General features: G+C 35.3%; 28 protein-coding genes. 1 reads left to right on the top strand and 27 read right to left on the bottom strand.

Annotated elements, in window-relative coordinates; all coding sequences use genetic code 11:
- Positions 1-157: 157 nt before the first annotated feature.
- The 16 genes from ACHRV5_RS18875 to ACHRV5_RS18950 all read right to left on the bottom strand — a co-directional run bounded on the left by ACHRV5_RS18875 (position 158) and on the right by ACHRV5_RS18950 (position 13384).
- Positions 158-628, bottom strand: a complete 471-nt coding sequence (locus ACHRV5_RS18875) for a phage holin family protein (RefSeq protein WP_047778689.1) — start codon at positions 626-628, stop codon at positions 158-160.
- Positions 629-644: 16 nt separating this feature from the next.
- A complete protein-coding gene (locus ACHRV5_RS18880; RefSeq protein ID WP_395427796.1) occupies positions 645-1109 on the bottom strand; it encodes a hypothetical protein in 465 nt (154 codons plus the stop codon).
- A gap of 79 nt (positions 1110-1188) precedes the next feature.
- Positions 1189-3939, bottom strand: a complete 2751-nt coding sequence (locus ACHRV5_RS18885) for a hypothetical protein (RefSeq protein ID WP_395427797.1) — start codon at positions 3937-3939, stop codon at positions 1189-1191.
- Between the two features lie 77 nt (positions 3940-4016).
- The gene (locus tag ACHRV5_RS18890) at positions 4017-4676 is read right to left on the bottom strand and encodes a hypothetical protein (RefSeq protein ID WP_047778692.1); all 660 of its coding nucleotides are present in this window, start codon (positions 4674-4676) and stop codon (positions 4017-4019) included.
- A gap of 13 nt (positions 4677-4689) precedes the next feature.
- Positions 4690-5760, bottom strand: coding sequence for a hypothetical protein (locus ACHRV5_RS18895; protein ID WP_395427798.1), 1071 nt, complete (start codon positions 5758-5760; stop codon positions 4690-4692).
- A 203-nt stretch (positions 5761-5963) separates the two neighbouring features.
- The gene (locus tag ACHRV5_RS18900) at positions 5964-6266 is read right to left on the bottom strand and encodes a hypothetical protein (RefSeq protein ID WP_047778694.1); all 303 of its coding nucleotides are present in this window, start codon (positions 6264-6266) and stop codon (positions 5964-5966) included.
- Positions 6253-6540, bottom strand: a complete 288-nt coding sequence (locus tag ACHRV5_RS18905) for a hypothetical protein (RefSeq protein WP_395427799.1) — start codon at positions 6538-6540, stop codon at positions 6253-6255. The genes ACHRV5_RS18900 and ACHRV5_RS18905 overlap by 14 nt, the downstream gene beginning before the upstream one ends.
- A 247-nt stretch (positions 6541-6787) precedes the next feature.
- Positions 6788-7120, bottom strand: coding sequence for a hypothetical protein (locus tag ACHRV5_RS18910; RefSeq protein WP_395427800.1), 333 nt, complete (start codon positions 7118-7120; stop codon positions 6788-6790).
- 5 nt (positions 7121-7125) lie between these two features.
- Positions 7126-7590 carry a hypothetical protein gene (locus tag ACHRV5_RS18915; RefSeq protein ID WP_395427801.1) on the bottom strand — a complete coding sequence of 155 codons (465 nt, stop codon included), beginning with the start codon at positions 7588-7590 and terminating at the stop codon, positions 7126-7128.
- Positions 7591-7594: 4 nt separating this feature from the next.
- Positions 7595-8077 (bottom strand): M15 family metallopeptidase, encoded by a 483-nt coding sequence (locus ACHRV5_RS18920; protein ID WP_395427802.1) that lies wholly within the window; start codon positions 8075-8077, stop codon positions 7595-7597.
- Positions 8078-8498: 421 nt separating this feature from the next.
- Entirely contained in the window at positions 8499-9443 is a 945-nt protein-coding gene (locus tag ACHRV5_RS18925) for a hypothetical protein (RefSeq protein ID WP_395427803.1), read from the bottom strand.
- 41 nt (positions 9444-9484) lie between these two features.
- Positions 9485-9829, bottom strand: a complete 345-nt coding sequence (locus ACHRV5_RS18930; protein WP_047778700.1) for a hypothetical protein — start codon at positions 9827-9829, stop codon at positions 9485-9487.
- A 516-nt stretch (positions 9830-10345) separates the two neighbouring features.
- Positions 10346-10771, bottom strand: coding sequence for a hypothetical protein (locus ACHRV5_RS18935; RefSeq protein WP_035684757.1), 426 nt, complete (start codon positions 10769-10771; stop codon positions 10346-10348).
- A gap of 141 nt (positions 10772-10912) precedes the next feature.
- Positions 10913-12232 (bottom strand): DUF2586 domain-containing protein, encoded by a 1320-nt coding sequence (locus ACHRV5_RS18940; RefSeq protein ID WP_395427804.1) that lies wholly within the window; start codon positions 12230-12232, stop codon positions 10913-10915.
- Positions 12233-12524: 292 nt separating this feature from the next.
- A complete protein-coding gene (locus ACHRV5_RS18945; protein ID WP_131701558.1) occupies positions 12525-12704 on the bottom strand; it encodes a hypothetical protein in 180 nt (59 codons plus the stop codon).
- Positions 12705-12808: 104 nt separating this feature from the next.
- The gene (locus tag ACHRV5_RS18950; protein ID WP_047778702.1) at positions 12809-13384 is read right to left on the bottom strand and encodes a hypothetical protein; all 576 of its coding nucleotides are present in this window, start codon (positions 13382-13384) and stop codon (positions 12809-12811) included.
- A gap of 465 nt (positions 13385-13849) precedes the next feature.
- Here ACHRV5_RS18950 and ACHRV5_RS18955 point away from each other — a divergent pair, with 465 nt between their 5' ends.
- Positions 13850-14653 carry a S24/S26 family peptidase gene (locus ACHRV5_RS18955; RefSeq protein ID WP_230002843.1) on the top strand — a complete coding sequence of 268 codons (804 nt, stop codon included), beginning with the start codon at positions 13850-13852 and terminating at the stop codon, positions 14651-14653.
- A gap of 158 nt (positions 14654-14811) precedes the next feature.
- Here the strand turns inward: ACHRV5_RS18955 and ACHRV5_RS18960 are convergent, their stop codons facing one another.
- From ACHRV5_RS18960 to ACHRV5_RS19010, 11 genes are all read right to left on the bottom strand, one after another.
- Entirely contained in the window at positions 14812-15792 is a 981-nt protein-coding gene (locus ACHRV5_RS18960) for a hypothetical protein (protein ID WP_395427805.1), read from the bottom strand.
- Between the two features lie 11 nt (positions 15793-15803).
- Complete coding sequence (locus ACHRV5_RS18965; RefSeq protein WP_395427806.1) at positions 15804-16436, bottom strand: DUF4280 domain-containing protein; 633 nt, start codon at positions 16434-16436, stop codon at positions 15804-15806.
- A gap of 2 nt (positions 16437-16438) precedes the next feature.
- A complete protein-coding gene (locus ACHRV5_RS18970) occupies positions 16439-17437 on the bottom strand; it encodes a hypothetical protein (protein ID WP_395427807.1) in 999 nt (332 codons plus the stop codon).
- A gap of 10 nt (positions 17438-17447) precedes the next feature.
- Entirely contained in the window at positions 17448-18749 is a 1302-nt protein-coding gene (locus ACHRV5_RS18975) for a hypothetical protein (RefSeq protein WP_395427808.1), read from the bottom strand.
- Positions 18742-19299, bottom strand: a complete 558-nt coding sequence (locus tag ACHRV5_RS18980; RefSeq protein WP_395427809.1) for a DUF6046 domain-containing protein — start codon at positions 19297-19299, stop codon at positions 18742-18744. Before ACHRV5_RS18980 ends, ACHRV5_RS18975 begins: the two co-directional genes overlap by 8 nt.
- 20 nt (positions 19300-19319) lie before the next feature.
- Complete coding sequence (locus ACHRV5_RS18985; protein WP_395427810.1) at positions 19320-19790, bottom strand: hypothetical protein; 471 nt, start codon at positions 19788-19790, stop codon at positions 19320-19322.
- A 76-nt stretch (positions 19791-19866) separates the two neighbouring features.
- Positions 19867-20061: a hypothetical protein gene (locus ACHRV5_RS18990; RefSeq protein WP_395427811.1), complete on the bottom strand. Its 195-nt coding sequence runs from the start codon at positions 20059-20061 to the stop codon at positions 19867-19869.
- 397 nt (positions 20062-20458) lie between these two features.
- Positions 20459-22786, bottom strand: a complete 2328-nt coding sequence (locus ACHRV5_RS18995; protein WP_395427812.1) for a pyocin knob domain-containing protein — start codon at positions 22784-22786, stop codon at positions 20459-20461.
- A 352-nt stretch (positions 22787-23138) separates the two neighbouring features.
- Entirely contained in the window at positions 23139-24281 is a 1143-nt protein-coding gene (locus tag ACHRV5_RS19000; RefSeq protein ID WP_395427813.1) for a hypothetical protein, read from the bottom strand.
- 31 nt (positions 24282-24312) lie between these two features.
- Positions 24313-25005 (bottom strand): hypothetical protein, encoded by a 693-nt coding sequence (locus tag ACHRV5_RS19005; protein ID WP_395427814.1) that lies wholly within the window; start codon positions 25003-25005, stop codon positions 24313-24315.
- A gap of 339 nt (positions 25006-25344) precedes the next feature.
- A complete protein-coding gene (locus tag ACHRV5_RS19010) occupies positions 25345-26361 on the bottom strand; it encodes a hypothetical protein (RefSeq protein ID WP_395427815.1) in 1017 nt (338 codons plus the stop codon).
- Positions 26362-26367: the final 6 nt, after the last annotated feature.

Genomic DNA, 26367 nt, shown 5'->3' on the forward strand with positions numbered 1-26367 from the left:
GTGAAGAACGAAATTAACAGCGATTTAGGAGAACAAATTCTTCTTTTTTTAGTTTCTATTTCCTTTGTTTAAAGGTGGTTAAGAGCAAAACAGACCGGTCTTTTTTTGTTTTCTTATTTTATGGTTTGGTGTCTGTAAAAGAGACTTTTTGATGGTGTTATTTTTCGGTATGAAATTTAGGATCAATAGTGATTAGAAGTTTTTTAAACAGCCGTATCAAACTATTTCTAATGGATTTGAGAATTAGTGTCATGGCGTCGAAATTTTCTACTTCTTTTTTTGTCTTTATGGCAATAATATTACTGATTATCGAAATGCCGTCACTTACGATAAGCAAATCCATAACAATGGTTACAAACCATTTAAAGTTATAATTTAGCCCTTTACTCATCAAGGCCAAAGCAGTTGGGATTAACAGCACGGCTAATTTGGATACAAATCCTAAAGCCAGTTTTTTAAAGCTAAAAGCATTTCCTAACACTATAGTTTTGATAATGCCTAAAATAGTATCTAATACCATTAAGTAAAACAATACTTTCACAATTTCGACATCCATTTCTAAGTAAACAAAAATGCCATAAAGCAATAATTTGATTTCGTTTGAATATTCTGAAATTTTATGTATCATCGGGATTGTGGTTTTATTAGTCGGTTGGGATAGGTTTTTTGAAGGGATTAAAATCAATTAGATCCGGTAAGTTGGTTACTCTTTTTCCGAATATCGACAGTGTAGGATGACTGTCGTTTTTTCTTAAATCATTATTTGCAACTTCCTTTACAGTATCAAATTGATGGACAGGAGCAGGGCTGACAAGAGTGTCATTTGTTACAGTTCTGATGATCCTGTTTCCCATAATGTTAAGGTGTAAACGAAGGTTTTTTGAAAATCTTAAATAATCGTTCCAGTCTAATAGGGTATACAGAGTGTAAATAGGGTAAAAGCCTAAAGAACTGAGTAAGGCAGTGGAAAAAAAGATCCATTCGGTATAGTTTTTTTTTGAAATAAAGGAGACGGGCAGTAGCAAAATTGCGATTGGTAATACGGTCAGGATGGTTACTAGTAACCAAAGCAATGCCGCAGCGGTAAAAATAAATTTTACTACTTTCATAGGTAATCTTTTTAGGGTGAATGATTTTAAGTAAGTACTCTTTTGGGGCAAAGTGCCCCAGAAGAGTACAATAAACTTATTATTGCATTGGTATATCTTTTTTATTATGAGCAACAATTCCCGAAATAACATAATTATCTACAGTTTCTACATCCAGAACAGCTACTTCCAGTGCTTCTTCTTTAAAAAGAATCGATTCGATAGCTTTTGTTTTTCCGTTTTTGTCAATCAATGACATACTTTGCAATACATTTTTAGTATTTAGCCATTGCAGGTTTTCACTGTCTTGAGTAATTAGTAAAGGATGTTCTGCAGTAACTTTAATGGTGGTATCTGCGGTTTTAATTTCGTAGTAATTAGGTTGTAAACTCGTTCTTTTGTTTACGACTGTTACTTCTGTTTTTACCGCTTCATTCAATTTTCCTTTCCATAACATAAAATTTCCGGCAGCCTCATCAATTTCGTTTGGAAAAGAAAAACCTTGTAGTTTATCTCCAACGACAATATTTTTTAGTTTTTTCGATTGTCCGGAAGCCATAGTTACCAAAGATTCTACGTCAAAACAAGTGGGGTCTGGCGGGATTATAATTATAGAAAATGGTTCGGTATAGTTAGATGAGTTTCCATTTTGATCAACCGCTTTTACTTTATAATTATGGATTTTTATTTCGTCATAGTACCTGTAATCGGTATAAAAGAGTTGATCCGTTGGAGCGAAATCGCTTGAATTATTAGGAACTCCATCTATTGCTCTATGTACCACATATTGAACTGGACCACTGTTGTTTCCAGCTTCCCATGCAATATGGATCTTACTATCGGCAGGATTATAATCAACCGTTAAATATGTTGGTGTCGCAAGCTGAATCGCGGCAGGAATTTCTACGGTAGCATTATTACTGCCGGAAGAATTTCCTGCTTTGTCTTTTGCAATAATCTGGTACGTGTACGATACGCCTGGAGGCAACCCTGCGTCATAATGAGAAAGAGCGGTACTGAGTTTTGTAGCCAGTAAGGCACCATTTCTATAGACTAGATAATTAGTAACACCAACAGCATCGGATGATGCACTCCAACTTAACGATGCATTTCTGCCGTCGAGTGACACTGTTAAAGTTGGAGCTGTGGGAGCTATTTTATCACTTGGCCGACCTGTATATTCTATGAAATGAACTACTTTGTAAGGACTTTGTAAAGGGAAAGGATACCCTTTTCCGGTTTCTCCTGTTCTGTTTGTTTCAGACAACCCTTCATCTCCATTACCCGAGTTGACTATGGTTTGCATATCATTGCGGCCACCACCATCAGTAGGTAAACCATGAGTGTGAGGGGGCATTTCGTTGATTTCTATGCTTTTAGCTACGTGACCTCCAACGTTTTCTAAGGAGTCAAACGGCCATATCCTATTTCCATTTTCAAAATAATAAGTTAGATTCTCATAATAACTTCTTTGCGCAAATTGCTTAGCTCGTTCTTGAGGATCAGGATTATAAAGTCCTACAGGCATCCTTCCACTCAAGGGCTCATACTCTTCCCATCCCTCAGGAAATGGCGCTGGTTTCCCCCAAATGGCAATCATACCAATAGGCACTGCCGTTGACACAGGTCTTGCTTCTAAAACATCCAGACGACTAATCAAAGAACTGAGAAGCTTATTACTTTTAATAATCTGATTTTGTCCATCTAATAACAACACGGCACCATCGGCATCTGAGGTCAAGGTATTATTTAAATGTACTTTTCCTCCAATGTGGGTATGATCCCAATCTGCTTGATAATTTAGGGTAAGGCTCGAGGTTGTTGCATTTTCGGTGCTGTCTACTACCGCTCTTCCTAAATAATTGGCACCGTGTTTTAATCCTCTTCTTAACGGTGACCCTAGTCTGAAATCGTAGGCTCTTACATTTGCTTCAGGACTTTCACTTACATCTAATCTTGAGATATGATAAGCCGCCATATTCAAATTTCCTTTCATCGCTTTTGAGCCGTCAAGAGGTAGGTAGGTATCTTTAATTACATTAATTTGGTTAGTGTTTTCGTTGATCCCCGGCTTAACGACATTAGCAATATCACCTTCGATTGCAGTAATTCTTGGCTTAACGACATTAGCAATATCGCCTTCGATTGCACTAATTTTTGGTTTAACGACATTGGCGATATCGCTTTCTATTGCATTAATTTTTGGCTTAACAACATTGGTGATGTCACTTTCTATTGCACCAATTCTTGGTTTAATGACATTGGCAATATCGCTTTCTATGGCACTAATTTTTGGTTTAACAACAGTAGCGATATCATTTTCTATCGCATCAATTTCATTCTGTAATCTTTGCAGAATGGCTTCAATAGCAGCAATATCCTTAACTATTTGGAAATCGTCCAATTCATAATAATATACTGTTAAGGCATCATTATTAGTTGTACCGCTTCTATCGGCATTGTTATAGTCGGTTTGACTGATGTATTGGGCTTCGTAATCAAAATAGGCGGTTTGAAATGTTCCCGTACCATATACTAAACTGGTCCCTGTTCGGGTCGTTTTTAAGCAGCTGTCTTGGGCTCCTTTTGCAATTGGATATAAAATACCCTCTATTTTTTCTTCTCCCTGAGCGTTTTTTTCGATTTGGTGTATCACTGCCAAGCCTTGTTTATCGCTTGTTGCGGGAGCTATAATATAATTTATGGCTTCTCCAATAGTGGCAGGAGTCTTAATACTTAAATGTCTTTTTAATGCTTCGTATAATTCAGACCTGTAGGCGGTCTGAAGTCTTTCTAAAGTTTCTTGTTCGAGTGGAAATCCTCCTGAATGACTAAAATTTATTCTTTTCATTTTTTATTAATTTAAATGGCTGTTGTTTTTTTTAAGTTTGTTCATACTTCTCTATTCTAGCTTCTATAAACTCTAGTTTATTTTTCCGGCTCATAAGAATAGCTTTCATAACTTTTACCGGCTAATCTGTAAAAATTAAGAAGATTGTGATAGGCCATAGTGGCCACTTTTATAGGTTCCGTTTTGTGAGGAGAGGCGTCTCTGTTTGCTTCGCAGACTATGGTTCCGTTTTTTAGTAAACTTTCCGGTATAAAAACTCTGAAATTGGCATAGCTTATCTTGGTGTAATCGCTTCGATGAGCCAGATAAACCGGTTTATTGTTTCTTTTTTTATACCCATTACGGTCAAAAATCTTTAACAGCGGAATCGATAGTTTAAAGATTTTTAAGGTTGGAGTTGATAAAACTTTATCCGGTTCGTAATACTCTTTGTTCAGGTAGACATACTGTATGGTAGGTTTGACCGATTCGTCTATATAAATAAACTCCTCCCGTCTTTTTTGCTCCATACTTAAATTAGGATTGTAATTTTTGGTCACATTAAAAGTCTCATTGAGTACTTTCTCCAGATAGATAATCTGACCGGTATGCTGCATTTTATAGAGAGTCTCTTCATAAATCTTAGCGATAGGCGAGAGTAAAACATTAAGCCAATGATAATGTGTCTGTTTTCTAAGAACCGGGGGGATCAGCCATAACAATAACTTTTCCCATTTTACTGTGGTGTATTTATTCATTGTCTATATTAGGTTATTGTTTATCTCGGTAGAAATTATAAGGAATGTAGTTTACCTCAACCGTTAGGGTATCCAAATCAAAATAACCGGCTTTAGGAATGAAATACTCCAGGTTACTAACATCGTAAAGTTCAGGAGCCAATTCATCATTTGGATTTTGAGCGACACTGGTTTGGAGCTTAGTTAATATTGGAATTTTAACGCCTGCGGCTTTCTGTAGCGCATCAACGAGATACGTTTTGACAAAGGCACCGTTAAATTCAATATTTCTTAAATGTTCTTTGGCAGCTTCCAGTATTGGATAAGTCTCGTTATCTGTTATCAATGAGCCGTTTTTGGAGTCCGGTTCGTAACCCTCCAACTCATATTTCTTCAATTTGTCTTTTTGCTCCGGTGTCAGGATACCCGTTAAACTCTTTAATTGATTGTATTCAATATCGTTTGGGTTAATATAAATTTGCAAAGGATCGATATAAACATTTAAATTTAATTTCAGAATATCACCTTGATCTGAAGTGATATGCACCTGATTTCCTGCATCTTTAATTTTGGCGATATATTCTTTAAAAGCATAAAGTTCGTTGGGAACGTCTATTTTGGCGATCTGATCTCCTTTTACCGTAGCGACTTTTATAAAAACAACCCCGATTTTGTTGTGGAAGAAGTCCGAAAAAATTTGTTCAGGTTTTTTTTCAGTATCAAGGATGGTTCCTAAGTCAACCTCACTTACGGCGCAATATTTTATTATTTTAGAGGATTCAATTTGTTCAGGACTAAGATCAGTGGTGTCAAATTGATACGAGCCCTCTTTCCAAACGAGTGACATTCCGTTGCTGGAATCAGGGTCTAAAGGGGTGCCGTAATGAAAGTTTAATGCCTGTTCGCGATACCAGTTTAAGGTATGAGGCCTTGATATTAAGGCATTTTTTTCTACGATTTTTTCGTGTAACCAAACAGCCGTAGCCACAATATTGACCCAAAGATTCCAGACACTTGTCTTTGATTGTGTTAAGTTGTTCAGGGAAGTATATTTCCCTTTCTCTAACAGAATTTCATTCTGTATTTCAGCAATTGTACGTGCCATATTTTAATTTTTTAATATAGTTTAGCCTGTAAGACATGTGTAATATGCTTATAGATACTTGTTTATGTTTGTTTTGTAAATACTACGGAGAAGTAGTTTTCTTTTTAGAGATTTCTAAAAAAGGACGTTAAAGAGGTAGTAGTAGCTGCCAATTGAGTTGTTTTCTAAGCACTATTTCAGGTAATTACAGCTAAGGTTGTTTCTTAATAAATGATAAAATCGTCTTCAATAATCATATAATCAATTCCCGAGAATTTATCCAATAAATACTCTTCTTCTTCGGTAAGAGCGGTTGCGGGCTTTAAATTTCTGGAACTGTAATACTCGACGATATCTTTCTTAAAAGCTTCTCTGCCCGTTTTTAAATCTTTGTAAACAGAAATATCTTCTGTAAGATCAAATTGATCATTGTCTTCTAAAAGGTCGAAGACTTTTTCGATACTTCCGTACTCTTGCAAGGAGATGTCGAAAATGTTTTGGTTTTGTTGTGGTTTAATAGTTCCCATCGATTCTAATGTTTTGTAAATCGTTAACATCCAGTGTTGTCACATGAAAGTTGTCATACGTTAATTGTTTATCTATTTCGTTTTCTAATCTTAGTCTGGAAGTGGCATCAGGACTATTGATGTATTTTTTAATACCTACTCCAAGTATTGGAAACTCTTTATAGCCTCCTTTTTGACTTAGCAGCAGATGTTGCAGGTTTTGCTGATCTGCCACTTCAAGGACAAAATCTTCGCCTGCAATCAGCAAGTCTTCTTCTATGATAAAATCGTTCATATTTCGGTTCTATTTGTTGTTTTTTTTGGATTAATTCTGCTCATGAAATCGTCTTAGAATCTGCGCGCTACATCCTAAAGATGATTTTTATTTGATACTGTAAAAATAAGCTATGCTTTGCCCTTTGCCAAGGTTTTTAGTGAGACTAATCTGTAGTTTCAGTAAGTTTGATTTTGTTTTAGAACGGCTTTTTTTCGTAGTAACAGCAACTTTTTTTAGCCGTTTTTTTGCTTCGAAAATGGGAGGATCAAATTCTGGGAAGTACGAATTCAAGAATGACTTTAAGAATCATTTTTATAATGTTGTTTTTAATGGCATTCAATCTTATTTTAGAGATCCCGGTGTTTTGCAAGGCTTTTAAAACCAATAAATCGAGTTGACTTTTTAAGAGCCATTCAAATTCTTCTTCGGTCAGGGCTGCAGAAGCATACAAAGTGACCCAGCGTTCGAGTTTTTCTTTAGAGGTTTCCAAAAAAAGATTCAGGTCTTTTTCCAATTCGGATTTACGGTCTTTGTAACTTTTTGTTATAAGAATCCTTAACTGTTTTTTTAAGTCTTCTATTAGTTTATCGTGATCCATAAGTTTTAAGTGTTGCCGTTAATTAAATCTAAAAGAGCCTCTTTAGTTTCTTTGTCTTTTTTAATTTCATATTGAATGAGCAAATCCAAAGCATCACTAAGCTGTTTTTTGGATTCTTCGATAAAACCCTGTGACAAAACGCCTTTTGTTTCCCAAAGTTTGAAAAAACTGCTTAGCAGATTTTTTTCCTTATCGGTGAGTAACTTCCACATCGTAAAAGTGATTTCATTATGAGGTTTGTTTTTTTCGTATTCTGTCAATTTTTCAATGTCAAGCAATACTGTTTCAACTTCGTCTTGATGCATGGAGTAGGGAGTATTGGCCTTACTCATTAGGGCAGTGATTGCTACTTTTAATGCGGTCGTTTTTTGATGTGAATACGAATCGTATAAAGCCGTTTTTGTCGAAACACAGGAAGTCATTACAAAAGCAATTAAAAAAGATATAAATTGTAATTTCAAATGTTTCATCTGTTTACTTGTATAAGATTACATAGTTTTTTTTGTCTCGTTTTAACTTGCTGAGTTGTTTCCAGTCGCCACATCCTTTTTTGTCAAAGTGTGGGAGATCTTTAAAAGTTTTCCAGTCGCCACCCCAATTCCAGTTGTATTTGGCGAAAATTTTCACACATTCCTGCCAATCCGAAACTTGGTCGTTGTCCCAGTCTTTTGCAGTATCCCATGAAGCGACTTTGCCGTCTATAATAAGACAGATGTCAACCGCAAAACCAAAGTTGTGAATCGATTGACCTCCTCTGGCATTGGTTACTTTTTTCCCGGGTTTGGTTCGTCCAAAAGCATAAAGATCATCCTGCTCTGAAAAGGTTCTGAGGCCTTGTGTAATGCGCACTTTAGCTTTTCCGGTCAAGGCAAGATCACATTCCGCGATAATTTTGGTAACTTCTTCTCTCACGGTAGGATGAAGCAAATCGATGTGTTTTTTTGTTGTTTGATCCATATTTGTATTTAGTAATGATTTCAGGTTTTAAGCGCAAGAAACCATCCCGATTGTTCGAAAACAATCCTGATGTTGATTTGGCGATAAGGTTATTTGTGTTTGAAATTTATTTTCGACTAAAACCAGGCAACAAATAAATTTCTCAAAAGTTCTTTTTTAGGGTCGCATCCAATCTGGAGCAAATGGTTGTAAAGAACAGTGTAAAAATACGCTGAAATATGGGGTTCTGAAAATTATTTGGCTTTGTAAATCAGTAGTTTCAGTAAGTGATAGTGCGGTTTTTTGATTTTATTTTCAGAGCTTTTAAATCAGAAAAAAGATAAAAAAATACCCGTTTTTCTGTAGTGGAAAAACGGGTATTTAGTTGAAAAAATTAACAATAGACAATTAATTGATGGCTCTTAAAATGATAATTTCTATATTATTTTTTAGAATAGTATTTATTCCAAAATGGAACTGCTACTGTCATTCCATGGTTGAATCTGTTTTTCCAATCCATTATATCCTTATGCTCATCGAATCTCAGTTCAGGACTTACACCGATGCCAAAAAGACCTTGTCCTTTTGCCATTTTTGAGAGAACTTGAATAATCTTTGGGTTTAGCCGTTGATATTTAAAATAAGTTGGACCAACAATATCTCTTTGTTCAACGGTTAACGTTACCGTATCCCAGTTTTTTGCGGTCTGGCCTTTTAAAACGGGGCCATTGTATAAGTCTCTTAATTTTTTAAAAACATTATTAAAAATATCCTTATTGCCAGATTCTGCAAACGCTTTTATATCGGATTCCACATCATTATCAATAAGAGAACTGTTGATACTGTGAATATTGGACATCTGGGCAGCAACAACAAATGCTGCGCCTGCCCATTTCGTTTCGTAACCTCTTAATTCGGTCGTTTTCTGAAACCATTTGTAAAAGCCTGCTCGTTCCTCTATGGTCTTATAGGCATATTCACCGTTTTTTTGTTGAAGATTAAAATGATTCGCATTTTGCCAAACTAAATTATTTGTAATCCTGTCATCTTCTCTCCAATCCCCTTTTCCAAGCACGCCGTTGTAAGAATTTGGGCGTTCAATCGCTGGTGCCATGTCATCAAGGTCATCAGAAACGATAGTATTATTTTGAGACGATGTTACTTGGGGAATAGTACTGTTATGAGATGAAATTTCGTTCTCTTTTGTAATTGCAGTAAGATTCGCAGGATTGTTTATTTGAGAATTTTCAGCATTTTGAAGTAGTTCGACAGCATTTTTCTCGTCTTCCACCTGCTGACGCCAAATGCCAAGAATAATTTGTCTCAGTCTTGCCATTTCTGCCGGACTAGTATCTTTTAAATTTATTTTATGGTTTCGAATAATCATTAGGATGGAGTTTTATAGAAAGACAGAAAGCGATTTTGCGATTACAACACCTCTACTTTTACAGGTTTAGGTTGAATATGATCAGAGAAAGCGGTGGTAATGTTGAGACGTAAATCGTCTTCTTGCTCGATTTTGCCGTCACCGCCCAGGTAACAGTTTTTGAATAAAACTTCCAATGCCTTAAATTCATCCATTTTAGAAGCCTGCAATACCGCCGAACGAATACTGATGTCCGGTACTTTGAAATAAGCAAACAGGATAGTCCCGTCATCATCTGTGATCGTAAGTTTGATTACTTTTTTATGTTTGTATTTCCATTGGTTTAACTGTGCCTGCGTAATATTTCCGTCAAGAACATCGGCTGTTTTGGGTTGAGTTATTTCCATTTTGAAAAGTTTTTAGTTGTTTTTATGATAGGGTAAGTACTGTCTGATTTATGGGTGTCTGTTGTTAATTGCAGTTGCACAAGTAAATACAAAAGCATAAGCATACTTCCCGACACGAGGAATATGATTCTTTAAATAATTAAGGTATTGGTATTGCTTTCTCATTAGCATTTTCATCAAACCTAAAACCTAAAACATGAAACATGAAACCTGAAACTTGAAACATGAAACCTGAAACTTGAAACATGAAACCTGAAACATGAAACATGAAACCTGAAAAAAAAAGAGGCCGCCAGAGTTATTTTTTTGGAGTTAAATAAGCTCAAAGCAGCCTCCTGAAGTAGATTCCCAATCTAAAACGGACCAATCAAGAGCAGGTAGAATAGTTTGCTTGCAAAAATCATGTTCCTTGAACTTCTTTTTTGCGTAACGCAGTTGAATATTGGGTTTCTCTTTGAAGTCGGTTTTAGAGGAAGGGAAGGGGGGAATTATAATTTTAGGAATTTATCAAGTGGATTAATTCCATTCAACGTGAGAGCAGATCAAATCAAAAGAAACGGCAATTTTAGTATCTCCCTGGCTGATTCCTCTGCTGTTTGAGTTGAACTCACAGTTTCTTACGGTGTGTGTAATCACTTCGTTACTGTCATCTAAATAACTTACGATGATGCTGAAAGGATTGATATCCTGTAATCTTTGTCCCTTTGGCAAAGCGGCCAAAATAGCTTCTACTTCATAGTTGTATAATGTAATCGAAGCTTTTGCCTCATATTTACCTCTACCTCTGTGCACTGGCATATCTCCGGCACCATAATGGTTTTCTTTAGATACTGAATCGCTATAGTTTACAGCCGTAATACCGGTAACGATGTTTCCTGCAATACTTACTTCAATTGATGACCAGCTGTGTTGTTGTCCGTTAATTAATGGTAATTTATTCATAATGTAGCTTTTGTTTATTTTTTAATGATCCTGATAACGATCGGGGAGTACCGCCATTCTTCAGTTGTTTGTTACAATTGAAGACTGACGTTATCCGTTGTGAATTTTTATTGTTTTTGAGGTATAGTTTTGGGAAACTAATTAGGCTTTGTCAATTCCAAAAGGATTTTTGAATCCTAAATCAACTTTAATTTTACGAGCCGTTCCAACCGGTGTAATCTCAGCAACTACTTTTAATTCTGAAGTAGCCAGGATGTTTTGTTTTGGATCTACATAAACATCAAATGCAGATACTTCCTGATTGGCTACCATTCCTTCTAAGGCGCTTCTGCATAAACCTTCGAAGCTTTTTGAAACAGATTGTGGTAATTTACCATCGATATCAACTAAAACCGGAGAAGCTAATTTTGGTAATAAAGCCGTACGTAACAAACGAGTTGCTTTATTGATTGTACGGTTGTTTTCTACATAAGCATAGTCTGATGTACCTGCAATACAAGTATGACTATCATTAAAATAAAGACCCGGTAAACCAGTATGGGTTCTCGCGAAAATGTATCTTTTTTCGTTTAACGTTTCTAAAGTCCCCAACGTTTTAATTTCTTGCCCACCAATAAAACCTGCTTTTGCAAAACCTTCACCTGTAAGATTGAATTTTTCGATCCAGGCAATGTTCTCAGACACTTTTGCTCTGGAGATAGCTCCCAATGCCAATCCTACCGCTGCGGTATTTTTGTATGAATCTGTGTAAATGAATTCAATAGCGACTCCATTTACTTTTTTAGGTTCGTTTTGATCATCAAATACGAAATAAATACCCTCATCATCTCCCTTGCCCACTGTTTCATTTGGAGCTAGCGTATAAAGTTTTAAAGTGTCTTTTTGAACTAACTTTTTTTCAAATGCTTTTTCGGCATCCATGGCTACGACAACAGATACATTTTCTGCACCCAATGTATCCAAAGAAGTAGCTTCTGCTGCAATAAAACCTTTTCCTTCTAAAATAACTTCAAAAGGCATATAGTCTTTATAACCAAGTGCTGCTTGTGTTTGTGCTGTTCTGGCTGCAGCTGCCATATCTTTAGCTGATGCACTGCCGCTAAAAATTATTGCCATTTGACGAATGTTTCCATTTGCCAGTTCTTGCATTTCCATTGCTTTTTCAGCGATAGCCGGGTACGAATCGGCAGTAGTTGCCAAAATATACAAGTCTCCTGAAGGATTCATTCTGAAGAATTGTTGAATTTGGTAGTATGCCGATTGTCCATTTACATCATAATCAGCCGTAATTCCTAACGCTTTCGCATCCTCTAATGAAGCTAAACGCTCTATTTTGTCTAATGCTAATGTTGCAGTCGCAACTCCGTCAAAAAGTAATCCTGAAACCATGTCCTGTTCCGGAGTTCTTCTTCCTAATCCGCCTGATAGTTTGCTAATCACTACATCGTTTAATGTACTCATAATATAAATAGTTTAATTGTTTAAAAAATATTTTTGTTTTTTGCTTGAAATGAAGCATAAGAATGGCCGTAACAAGTTGTTAAACTGGTTATTGTCAGTGAATTATTGTTTTTAAATTGAATTGTAATCTAAAAAAGATTGGTGCTTTTGAACCCTTTGTAACAACGGATTCTTTAGTTGGATTTTACTCTTGGCCAAGAGATAAACTTGCTTTTGATATCGAATACAAATTTAAGGCTTAAGATCGCTTTTTCCAATTTTTTTGATGTGCAAAGCCAGTAGTTTCAGTGGTTTAAGCTCTGGCTTCAGAAGAAAGACCTTCGTTTATAATGGTATAAATCGTGCGCTCCGTCAAGAACAAAGTATCGGAAAGTTCAGAGACCACAACCTTCATTTGTTTGGCCTGATTACTATTTAAGTAGTTAATCACATAATCTCTTCTTTTGTCTAATAGTGTTCTGCTTCTTTTCATATTTGTGGTATTAATTGGTAGTGGGTTAGTTTTTTTATGGTGTAGGCTTTAGGCCGCAAGCTTTATTCTATATTCTGTAAACTTAATGTGCTGGTAAATTCAGATTAAATATTGTTTGTTACTTCTACAGTGCCACCCACTTTATTTGGGTTTATTTCAATTATTCCGTTGGTGAGGTCGTAACCAAGATCTTCGAGTGCTTCATTACTTAGTCCGTTATTGAAAAGGATGTATTTCTTTTTTAATATGTTTTCAACTAAAGTGGTTTTATAGGTTATTTGCCAGATGAAATGGTCGTTTTTATTCCAATACACCTGATCATTGTTGCATTGTTTTTCGTTTACTTTAAATGTTGAATTGGTATCGATGAAACTGGTACTGGTACTGGCAGTCAAGATAGCCTTGTCGATACGCTCTGCAATTTCGAATGCCGCTTCATAACTTGTTGAAGAAATAATACCAACGGGCATCACAACATAGAGAGAAAAAGAAACATCAGCTTTGTAATTTTTCTCAGAAGAGGTCTCCCAGGTTACATTGTTGTATTTAAACAGTACTAAAGGTTTTTCGATAGTGGTTTTAAAAATAGCATCACTATACAAATGAACTACCGGCGCATCAGAAATAAACTGTGTTTCGATGGCGCTCTTTTTCTCTTTATAAAAATCTTTTAAAATCATATGTTGGATTATTTTTAAGCAAATATAAAACATATGTTTGGATATTGCAAACATATTACATAAAAAATGCAATAGTTTCAGTAATATGATAAGCCTGCTAATTGCTGTTTTTTGACCTGAAAAAAGGCTGTTTAATACAGTACTTTACTACAATAAAGAGTTCTTTATCTCTTGAAATAGTAGGGTTTAAGAAAAGTTGTACCTATTTCGTTTCAGGAAAAAATAAAAATTGAATTTGGGTATTATTGCAGGTAAGTGTGCTGTATCAGTGATTTAGCACGAGTTTAGTCAGCTTTGCATTACGGAAATCAGGTAAGAAAAAGAGTAATGGAGTATTGATAATTAAGTGTTTAATGAAAAAAAAGAGAAAGAAAGACAATTGTTAAGCATATATTATTTATTTTTGCAACATATAGTGGAATGTTTTACAGGAAATAAAAACATATTACATAAAGCAATGATAAGATGGAAATACACGCTAAAATAAAACGTATTATAGACGAGATGAATCTGAATAATAATTCCTTTGCTAAGTTAATAGGAGTAACGAGTACTACAATAGACAGTATTACTGGAGGCAGATTACAATCTGATGGAAACAGGAAAAGAACTAAACCGGGCTTCGATCTGATCAATAGTATAATTAAACACTGTAATGTAAATCCGGAATATTTTTTTGGTGACAGCGAAGAGATTTTTGTGACTGCAACAAATAGTAATGACGTCAATTTAAAATTACCTAAGATTATAACGGTAAATGAAAAAGGAGACGAGAATATTAATTTTATAGGGGTGAAGGCACGAGCCGGTTATTTAGACGGTTATTCTGATCCGGAATATATGGAGAGCCTTCCTTCCTTTAGCATGCCAATGTTAAAAAACGGAACCTACAGATGTTTTGAAATTAAAGGAAACTCAATGTCAACCACCATACACGACGGCGATTATCTTTTTGGAAAATACGTTGATAATTTTGATGATATACTCGACGGTAGGATTTACGTTATTATCAGCAAGAATGACGGGGTTGTTGTAAAAAGGGTGCTAAACCGAATCAGAGAGAGTGGAAAATTAATTCTTAAATCAGACAACAGAGACGGAAATTACCCGATGTATTCGATTTATGCCGAGGATATTTTGGAAGTTTGGTACGCCAGTATGTACGCTTCTAAGCAAATGCCGGATCCGATTAATATTTATGAAAAACTACATACACTTGAAAGTAAATTCTACGAATTGGAAGAGACTTTAAAGAAAAAACTGAATTAATACAAAAGCAAAAACGAGGCTATCTAAAAATTACTTTTTGATAGCCTCGTTTATTTTAGATGTTTTTAAGTGGAGTGTTTTTTATTGTGAAGTTATTTAAAGTAGCAAATCCGGTATTTTGAAGCTTCGATTAGTTAGTATCTGTCTGATTGAAAGAGTTATTTTTTTGGATTTAATACTGCGGGTTTAAAATCAGAGTATTTTTTTTCCATTTGTTTCTTCCAATTTTCGTAGGTAATGGTGTTGACATTTTTTTTGTGAAATTTCTCGTATTCCTTTGAAAAGTATAGTTGAGCATAATGATCTCTGTCAATTTGTTCCCTTGTTAATTCCTTTTTTCTATTAAACAAAGCAAATATTTTTTCTCCTGTACTGTACAACCAAAGTTCTTTTTTAGTAAGAACTAACTTTTTTAAGCCAGTGTCATAATACATCCAACCGTTCTGATTTTGCCAGGCGGTTGATAAATAAGTGTTTAAAATGGAACGATAGTTATAAAGGACCAGCTTATTGTATTTGTAGTCACTCCCGTCATCAATAAGAGAATAATTTGTATTGCCAAATAGTTGAATGTTTTTAGTTGTAAAATCAGCAAGTTCTTTTAAGAATTCGGAATCGTTGGCTTCTTTACATGCTACCGAAATAAAAGTACCACCATCCGGTAGCCTGTTTATTAAATTTTTTAAACCCAAACAAGCTTTGATTTTTAATTCATCCGGACCGTTTTTGCTAAACAGAAGTTTTGATTTTTCGAATACTCGTAAAGCATATGCATCATCTATAGTAACGGGAACTTCTCCTAATTTAGAAATTACGAGTTTTATTTCACGAATTTTGTTGGAAAATAAAATAGCCCTGTTGTTTTTACCTTTAGAAGTGTCAGAGAAGATATTTCCATGATGTACAATGCAAATATTTTCAAATTCATAGCTATCGCCAAGATTATTAATCTCTTTTAGATTAGCCAGACTATCTAGTTTTTTAACGGTCCAGATGTCATTATAAGTTCTTGAAAATTGTGTTGTACCTCCTAACTCCAAAACAATTAAAAGATTTATCTTTTTCTTTTCTACAACTAATGTTTGATCTTGAAAAGCAGTATCACCGTTAACTTCTTTAATTCTAAATGTTCTTTCCATCTTGTTTGTTACTAGTTTACGGTTTCAATTGCAATTTCTTCTTTTAAAATGGCAAGACCATCTGCATTGACCTCTCCGCTGAATTTTATTAGTTTGGTATTTGTTTTGACATCTTTGCCATCGACTTCGTCGATTACAACTACCACTGTTTCTCCTTCTGCGTAGTTTTTTGTTTTTACAACTAGGCTCACTTTATCTCCAACATAGGCGGTATCGATATCTTGGTCTAAATCTGCATTTTTCCAATTCACGCTTTCGATTTCCTTTGTTAAGGGAGTTACTGTTGGTGGTACATAAGCATCAAATACAACTTTTTTAGGCCCATTTTGAAGCGGATTTGTGATCTTGATTTCGCCCTTAAATTCGCATTTTAAAGTTGAAGTTTCTAAAAGCGCTTTTTTATTGTTTGCATTTACATTGGTCGCGGGTTTCTCCCATTTAGTTATTATATTAGGAGTACACGGCTTATTATTTTGTTTAGAACAGTTTCCGAAAAAAGGAGCTGTGAAAGTTTTTTCTTCGTCTGTAGCCATTAATTTTTCCTGAATAAAAACGGTGCTTTGAGATTTTACTTCTAAGATGCCTACTGCATTACCGCTATCGCACATACATAAAGCACCATCACATACATATTTGGTAGCCATAATTAGTTGATTTTTACGTTGGCTCCGCTAATAGTTGTATCACCGGTAGCATTGATATTTATTTTTTCGGTAGATTTCATATTTATGTTTTTCCCTTCGATGTTAATATCGCCTTCGGTTTTTAGGGTAATGGCTGTTTTTCCTTTTAGTTCAATTAAATTGTTATCGTCTTTTTTTAATCGAATACTATCGCTTTCGCCATTGAGTTCAAATGCCAATTTTTTGAGTTCATCCTCTTGGAACAGATAACCGGCTATTTTTTCTTTTTCAATGGTTAAAGAAGCCTGTTTTTTATCCTGATCGGTTTTTAATAAAATGGCGTACTTTTCGGGTGTTGCGACCAAAGAGTTTAATTCTTTACCTTGATTATTCTTAAATTTTAAGGAAACCGTATCTTTTGCTATCGCCAAAGCCAGACGTTCTTTTACTTCTTTGTTTTCAACAGAATTAAAAGTAGCTGTCAAACTGTCCGGCGAAAAATGCGTAACGGCCAATGGTTTTTCGTCAGCATCAAAGTAGCTGATTTTAAAATTTTGGTCCTTATCAAACTCTATCTTAGCGACATCTGTAATTTTGGCCTCATTACTTTCGCCTTCGGTATCCGTTTTCATGTAACGAATATGCAGTTTGGTACCATCGGCGCTATAATCAAAAAACAATTTGGGATCACTTGTGACTTGTATGCGCCCCATTACTCTGTCGACTTCAGCATATTGCGAAATAAAGGCACGGGTTTCAACGCCATCTATTATAGTAGCCAAAACCCAGCTGTCTTTTTTAGGAATTGTGATAATTCCGTGCTCTAAATCCTGAATGGAGGCCTTTAGTCGTACATTTTTAAGTATGGCACCATCGCTTCGCATAATGTTGACGGTATAAGCATCTTCGGGATTATGAAGTGATGCTTCCTCTTTGTTTATTTCAATGACTCTTGCCGCAAAAGTTTCAATACGTTGATTTTTAGCAGCAACATTTTTTACTAGATCTGTTATATTTTCCATTTGTGTATTTTTATATTGCTTCGACTCTTCTACCTATATAAATCCTTTGTCTGTAACCGTTCTCGCCATAACTTCGTTCTACTTTCTCGACCTGAAAAGTTCCGTTTTTTTCAATATCCTTTGCATTTTCAAGAATCACTTTATCTGTAGGGCGTACAAACGGCTCTCCAAAAGTGAGAAAAGAACCTTCAAAACCACTTGGTTTAGATCCCATTGCTCTGAAAGCAGCATGTTGGAACAATTCTGCAGCAGTTTCTGCAGCAGCTTTTTTAAAAGCCGTTGGATCTGTAGGTAATTCATCTGTATCACTGTGCAATACATGCGTTTTTATTAACTGTCCGTTGGGGTCGCCTAATTCAATATAAATTGGAGTGTTTGAGTTTTTGAAGTATTTTTCTACTCGTGTACGGGTATTCTTCGTGGACTCGTTCACTACTACCAATTTGTCTTCTATAATATTGTAATGAAACCTGAAAAGTGCTTTTCCTAAAAAACCTCCGGGAATGACTTGCATTACTTTGTTTAATTGGGAACTTAACAAGTCAAGGCCTTTATTGATTAGTTTTTTTGTAATCGCTCCTACTAATGGACTTTTAATAAAATTTCGATCGATAAAACCTCCTAATTCAGTGGCCGTATATTGCTGTGGATTATTGGTAATGGTAAGTACCGGCCCAGTTTTTTCGATTTTAAAATAGGTGAAAATCCCGCGATCTTTCAGCATCTCAAATATTTGTGCCAGACTATGGTTTCGGTTAATCATGATGTTACCTAATTCCTCGTTAAGCGCATTTACTTTAAAAGGTAATTTTAGCTCTTTGATTCTTTTTTCGAAGAACGTTTTAGGATTAAAATTTTCAACATTTATAGTAGGGTTTGCCGCAACAACATTAAGGACATCATTCGGATTCTGAACATCATCATTTTTTACTGCTTTTATCTTTTTTAAAGCATACATCATGTCCTCACAAGATATAGTTGCATTGATGTCTGATTGGACTCCGGTTATATACCCTCGAAAAGCCGATTTGTAATCGCCGTCATAGCCTAAAAATATTTCTATAAAATTTTCCAGTTTAAAAAAATCATGAATTGATTTTTCCTTACCACTTGCATTCGAAAACAGATTCTGATCAAAATCTTTGGTATCGGTATATACTTTTTTTGGCATTACAAGAGTTGCTGTATCGGTAAGCGATTTATACGAACTGCTGATGTCTACATTTTTTACATAGGTAAATTCGTAGAACTTCGGAGTTGGGATAAGTTTTACCGTTTCGTAGACTCTAATTTTAGCATTTAGTTTAAACATTGTCTCTAATTATTAGTTCTACGGTTTCATCTGAGGTCGCACTGGCAGTAAATTTTTGAATGTTTTTTGTTCCCGAAATAGAAGGGATAGAGTAGGAATCGATTACTAACTCGTAAATTCCAAATCGATTCAAAATGGCATGCGTAATTCTTAAGGAATAGGGAGCATTTAGAAATTGTTTCAATAAAAAAAGTTTTTCTTTTGGGTATTCGTCCCCTTTTTCATTCGCAATTAATCCGTCAATAGAAATACTAAAATCACCATTGGTAATATGTTCTTTGATCGTTGAATCTCTTCCTTCGATGCTCTCTTTTTTTATGGTTTTTGAACGATTTAGATTAACGGTAACAGCATCGATTCGCAAGCTGGGAAGGGTAAGATCTTTTTTTACCAGAGGTTCGAAAACCAAAGGAGCAAAAACTCTCAGATTAAATTCACCGCCTGTTTTGTCTATAATAAAATCTTTCGATTCCGATTCGTTATAGTTAATACCGGTATATTCGTTGTCTTTGGAGTCTAAAATTTCGTTTACATTAAAATTGAATTTCATACGTATTTATTTTTTTATTTTTAGTTTGAAAATGTTTTAGCAAAGGCTGTGATAAAGGTATTTTCCAGTCTTATCTCGTTGTGTTTTTGCAGCCACAGGGCTTCTTCGAGTAATTTGTAAAACTCGTCCATCGATAATTGATACGGATCTACCTGAAAAGCCTGTCTGATAAGAGCAGCCGATTTTTTGAATTCATCTCTCTGCGGTGTGGCATCGATTGTAAATTCGCTATCTGCTTTTATCGTGGCTACAAGCGAATTTCCTGCAGAAAGCATGAATTCGTCTTCATAATTTTCTTTTTCAAGCACGCATTCTTTAAATAAATACAAAATGGCTTCATGCGGATTGTCCTTGTATATCTTTTGGTATTTTAGAAATGTAGTAAAGGATGGTTTTTTGCAGTAAGCAGTGGTCGATTGATTGTCGGAAGTAAGTTTTAGTACCGTTCCGTATTTTTCTTTTAGTTTTTGAAGGGTAATTTCGTCTGGCATTTTTTGTGATTTTATAAATTAGGTCGTTTTAAGGGGAACCGGAAGTAGCTCTAAAAGTTTTTTGCAGCATTTGACTCTAAATAGCGCTGTCTCTGCTTTCTTTCTTTATGGCTTCAGACAAGCTTTCCTTTTTTTCAGATGGGCTCAAAGGACTAATCGTAAAACTGTCTATAAAAATGTTTCCTTGTACTGGTTGTGCCAGGGGATTTTTAAAAGCACTCATGTCCGGTGGTTTAGGTGTTTCTCCCAGGTCTTTTGGTGTATAATCCATAATTAGTTTATTGTTATTTGATTATTAAAATTGATCTACAATTGTTGAGGTTTTGCTTTAAAATAAGCTGAAAATGAAAGGGAATGACTGCTCTTGTCAGGCGTACTGACAGTAGCATTAGCGTATGTAAAAGTAGTTCACAAGAAGAGAAAAAAAGAAAAATTGAACCTTTGGTTTCTGTAGTTTCAGTAGAAAATAGTAACTGTTTGTTGTTGGTTAACAGTGCGTTATGTTGTGGTGGTTGTTGGTTTTAGAATTGCGTTAGTTTGGCAATATTTACCATTTGTTTTTTACAAACAAAGTACATCAAAGTCTACAAGAAAGCTTAAAAGCTCGAATAGACTTTGATGCACTATTTTTTTATTACTTATAAGCTATTTGTTTTTGGATTTGATGTCTAGCTTAATTTTATCCACGCCGACCAGACTCCATTTTTACAATTTCGAACATAAGTATTAGGTACTGCGCCCATTGATACATAGGTTTGGGTTCCGTAATCTTCAGCGTCATCTGTTTTACAACTGGTTAGTATTCCCCAGGTTGCGGAGGTGCCTGTCTCAGGACAAAAAGCACTTTCGGTATGTACCTGACAGGTGTTGACCGAACTTCGTCTGTAACTCGTAAATAAAGTGTTTAGATTCGTGATACTTTTGTATGGAACGTCAGGTACGCTTATTTTATCTCTTACTCCGGCATGAGTTTCCCATAATACTCCACTAGAGTCACGCTCTATTGCTCCATTTTGCGGGGTCGTGGTTAACTGTCCGTTTGGAATTATGAATGCCGGATTTATTGTGTTACCGGGAGATGTTACTATAAAATCATCTTTCAAGGCTAATGTTCCAGATTTGTTCGGTACTAGAAAGGTTCTTGAGGCGGTTAAATTATCGGTATTAAGTTCTGCCTGAACCGATGATCTGCCAAATTTTATTCCATGGGAGCTTATTTCAGTTTTAAAATTACCGTTAGAATTGGGGCTAAGCAGCATTCCATCCTCTATTGCAGTTAACATATTGTAGGCAGAATTGTCTGGTCGTTTTAGAAAAAGCGTACCGTAATCTAGCATTACAAAGTTGTTAAAAGTTTTATGACCACTTATAGTTTGACTTCCGGTTTTCTTCACATTGTCACTATCTATAATGGTAACATAACCAAGTGTTGCTATTTGACTGGAATCGGATCCCGGCGCTGGGGTTATTGCTGTTGGTGCCCCCAAAAGTCTAGGGGAATAAATTGGTGCGTAATAGGAGGCAGGTTGTCCGGCAAGATTTGTTGCGTTATTGGCTGTGCCAGTTGTATCTTGGTTTAAGATTGGAAAATCGCTCGCTACTGCAATGGTATGGGCTCCGCTGGAAGTGGTGTTTTTCAGAATACCGGTTTCCAGAGCTGTTGTAGGTTCAGCATAATCTGTTCGAACTTGGGCAATAACAGGAACTCCGGTAGACGTTGTATTCTTTAAAATACCAGTTGCCAATCCTGAAAGTAAAGTTCCATTAATTCCTTTTACCGTTAAAACATTTTCGCCGGTCGCATCACCTGTATGGATGGCGTTGGATTTTTTTGCATCTAATTGTGTCTGAATACTGGAAGTAGCATCATTAAACGCTTGTTGCGTCGCCGATTGAAATTTTCTTTCTGCCGTTTCCGTAATCTGATTAGCCGTATAATCTCCGTTTTGGGAGGTAACAGCGCCATTACGACCAAAGACCGTTGTAACATCACTGGTAGGAGTAAGTAATTCCTGCCAATCTGATTGTACGGTTGGATTTGTTCCTTTTAGAATGAAAGATTTGTTTAAATCGGTTCTAACTGCAATATCTCCGGTTTCAACTGCTAAAGCCAACATTTCTGCTTGGGAAGCAATTACAAAAGTGTTGTTTATAGTTAGGGCAGGAAGTTGTGAAGAAAGTAATTTTCCGTCTGCACCAAGCCCTGCATAACCATTAACTGTGTTTTTATTTGCAGCGTTTTCGGGAATAAAACCTAATGCGGGCTGTTTTGTATTCCAAGTCGTTTTCTCGTCATCTGTTACAAATCTGTTATTGGGATTCTGAGTAATAATATCAGGGGAATGATTAACAGGATGAGTGTAATTTGCAAGTGTACCAAGTCTGGTGATTTCAGTATCAGCAAGTAAACTTTTACCAGGAGATTTGTCTACTTTTTTATTTTCTAATAGCTTTCCCATCTCGGCAGTTAACGCTTTTGCAGTACCACCGGTTTTGAGATCATTTACCAAAATAGTGCTTAAAGTGGCCTGGATAGTTTCAATGGCATCTACAATTTTTTGAACCGTGTCCAGATTACTATTGTCTGAAGCCAGCAAAATAGTAATAGTATTAATTTGCTCCTGCAAAATCACACCCTGTTCAGCACTTAAAAGCGAAGCAGAACCACCGGAAATCAAATCATTCACAATGTCTAAATATTGACTCGCTAATTTTGTAAAATGGTTTAGTGGAGCATATCCGTCAGCACTACCTTTTTGGTTCTTGTCTTCTTTAGCTTCAAACAAAAAAGCGTGTGCGGTTTTATCGATTTTGTGGGCTTCAAACTGTACTTTCTCTGTTTTAGCATTTAGTGTGTCCGCTAGATCGGTTATCTTGGTTTGAGGAATTTGTTCGTCTTTATGCCAAAAACTTTGCCAGGTGTCCCAAAATTGCTTTTGGGTTGGCTTTTTTCCGGTTTTAAACCAGCCTAAAATGGTATTGATGTTTGTTATCATATTACATTGAAATTAATGGTTAATTGAATTGTTTTTTTGTACGATTAGTGCGCTTTTTTACGGATCTCAGAATGGCTGTTTTTGCAGAAAATTGATCTCCTGTTTTGATTTAAAAAGGATGGAATTAAACCTCTCAGGGAGTTCAAAACGTAAAACAAAGCCAGCATTAGAAGGTTTTAATTCTCTAAGTCTGGCTTTGAGTTTAGTTAAATTATTTAAAAATAATGATTTAGCTGATTTTTTAGATTGCTGTCTCTGAGAATGATGCCCTTGTTGATCGCTCTAATGCAGTAAAATGCGGAAGTAGCTTTTACATGAATAGGACACAACCAAGTCTAAATTTTGTACTATTTTACCAGGTTGTTAAAGAAGAACGAACCCACGTATTTGTTGCTGTACAAACATAGATGTAAGTTGTTGTTATTCGAATTTCCCCAAGTGTGCCCGGAGCAGTTGCAGAGACTGGGGCGGTATCAAAGGCACTTTTATTGATTTGCCCGTTAAACGTCCAGTTGGTGCCATTGTTTTGAGCTTTTATCTGGCCTATACCGTTAGCAATTATAATATTATTCTCTAAAGCCGCCGGCAATCCTTCTGCTTTTCCAAGGACAATGTTTCCGGAACCAGTAGTTATACCATTAAAAATACCGCCGTTTGGGGCTATTACTAAGTTATTGCTACCCGTACTAACGGTCAATTTATAATCAGAAGTAGGTGTTAAGGTACCAATTATTACATTCCCCGATCCTGAAGATATGCCGACTCCCGAGCCATATCCGAGTGCTACATTTCTGACACCTGTAGTATTTCTCCATAAGGAATAGGTTCCTATTCCAGTATTTTGGTCCGCGTAATTTCGAACTAAACTTTGAAATCCTACAGAGGTATTACCACTTCCAACAGTATTAAAATTTAAAGTTTGATGGCCTAAGGCTGTGTTCTCATATCCGGTAGTATTATAATAAGATGCCCCAACTCCAAGCCCGGTGTTTGATTTTCCTGTTGTATTATATTCTAAGACAAGAAAACCAATTGCGGTATTATATTCTCCGGTAGTATTAGATCTTAGCGTGTTTACGCCTATTGCAGTGTTGTTAGAAACGTTGGAATTACCTTTTCCAATTCTGATACCATTGATTAATTTATCAACTCCACCCAATTCTTGTAATACTTTGTTGTCCACAATTCCCGGTAGTGATGCACTTACGGGAGTAGAAGAAGATCCACCGGAAGTATTAATAATATAAGGGTTGTAGTTCGTTCCGGTTCCTGTAATAGTCATATTAGTTCCGGCTTGTATCTTGGTTTCACTGCCATTGGCAGCAGCAGGGATATCGACTTTTTTTACAATTTTATCTGTTCCAATGACAAGAATTTTTTCAGTGTTATTCCCAAGGGGCACATTATCAAGTTGTAATTTTTTAGTTATAATCTGGTTTTGAGCATTTACGATCGTTCCGATGGCTAAAATGCATAGTGTAATTGTTTTTTTCATAGGGATTATTTTTTTAAGGTTTTGCTCTGGTTTACTCCGGTTGTCCAATTATAAATTCTTCCGAATCCTCCAAACCACCAATCGTATCTATTAATTTAATAACTGTGCCCGCAGTAAATTCAAACCAGGTTACCCATGTTTTCGGATAAGTGCCATTAAACCATGCGTTTGAGAATTCTTGTTCTCCCGGTTTTTTGTACATAAGATAAACTCCGCTATATGCACCACAGCTCAAAGATCTAAGCAGGACTTCATTATTAAGTTCATAAATGATGAAGTCATCATTACTTGAATCATTAGAAGTGAATGATACAATTCTGCCTACTTTATTGTTTAATTTGGTAAAACTGGTCATCAAACTGGTATCTCCACCGTAGTAAGTTGCTTCACAAAGGAAATTGTCTTGACAATAACCAATCACACTGTCACCTATTTCTAAATAATCAGCTGTATTTGGTTCAACTTTAAAAACGATAAATTCTCCGGGTTTGACAATTTTAGTTTTTGCAAATAATTGGGCATGTGCTGTTTCATCTGTTTGGTGACTATTAAATAGATCGGTCTCTACTTTATTATTCAGGGTATCCACCAGATTGGTTATGTTTTTTTGTGAAATCTGTTCATCCTTATGCCAGAAACTTAGCCAGGAATCCCAAAATTGTTTTTCAGTTGGTTTTTTGCCGGTTTTAAACCAGCTTAAAATGATATTAATGTTTGTTGGCATACTGTTTTGGAATTAATAGTTAATTGAATTGTTTTTTTGTAAGATTAGTGCGCTATTATGTAAGCGCCAGAGTCAATGTTTTTGCGAAAAAAAAACATTTAATTTTGTAAACTGGAATGCATTATAAAATGCTGGTATTTGATATTTTGGGATATATAAGGTAGTTGGGGAAAAGAGAAAAAAGTAATATACAACTCTTGTTTCCAGTAGTTTTAGTAGAAAAAAAACAGCATGTAATGATTGATAGATAAAAAGTTAGAAGATTTTAATTACCAATTTTTTTATTCTTAAATTATTTAGGCAATATTAGGATGAAGTATATGTATTGCACCTTTGATTTTATTGGATAGTCCATCCTCTGGAACGAAGTGTGGTCAATCCTTCGGTATTTGTTGGAGCGTTAAAGGTTGTTCCAATATATAAAGTTCCATTCAAAACCTCATCAGAAATACAGTAGTCTATGATTTTATCTTTAATTTTAGGTGTAAATGTATTGGGGCTAATAGCTAATCCTTTAAACTTGCTATTGCCGATTCTATTAATGTCAGAAATATCCTTGTTTCCCCAATTGCTAATACTTTCAAGGACAGGACAATTTTCTATGAATATGTTGAATATTCTAGGATAGACAGCGATTAAATTTTTTAACGATGGGCAATTCTTAAACGTTAGATCTGGGATTTTTTGCGTTATAAAATCTAAATCTAGTCTATTTAATTTAGGATGTGATATTGGAACCGTAAAATCAAAAACATCTGTAGCATTTCCAATGGATAAATATCCTAAATTTTGATAATCAGCTAAAATTTCAGTGACATCATAAATTTTAGTTTTAGAAAGACCGAGAGATTTTATCTTAATGTTTCCAACATTATCAGGTGGTAATAAGTCTTTTGTAAAATTAGCATTGTTATTAAAATCATATCCTGCTAGTGTCGAATTATTATGAAAACCACCATATATAGTTGTTGTGATGTCATTATTCAGTAACTGCTGGGAAGAATCCCATGTAGTAATAATTATGCTGAAATTGATATAGGTAATACTTTTATTATTTAAGTCAATAAAATTTGTATAAAACTCTTTTGTCGAAATGTAATATCCTATTTCTTCATTGATATTGTTATACGATAAATCAAAAGTTTGATTATCTGTATGTAAACCATTATAATAAACATGATTGCTGACCATGCCTACAATTTTTACATAAATTATTTTACCGACAGTTTTGGTATATTTTGGGAAATTAATAGAATAAGTTGCAGCATTTGATTTAGTTTTGAAATATAGATTGTATTCTATTTTGTTTTTATAGTTTTTCTTTCCGAAAACGGTATTTTGTAGTATGCCTGCCATATTATA

The sequence above is a fragment of the Flavobacterium sp. FlaQc-52 genome (genome assembly GCF_044007495.1).
GTDB lineage: Bacteria > Bacteroidota > Bacteroidia > Flavobacteriales > Flavobacteriaceae > Flavobacterium > Flavobacterium cupriresistens.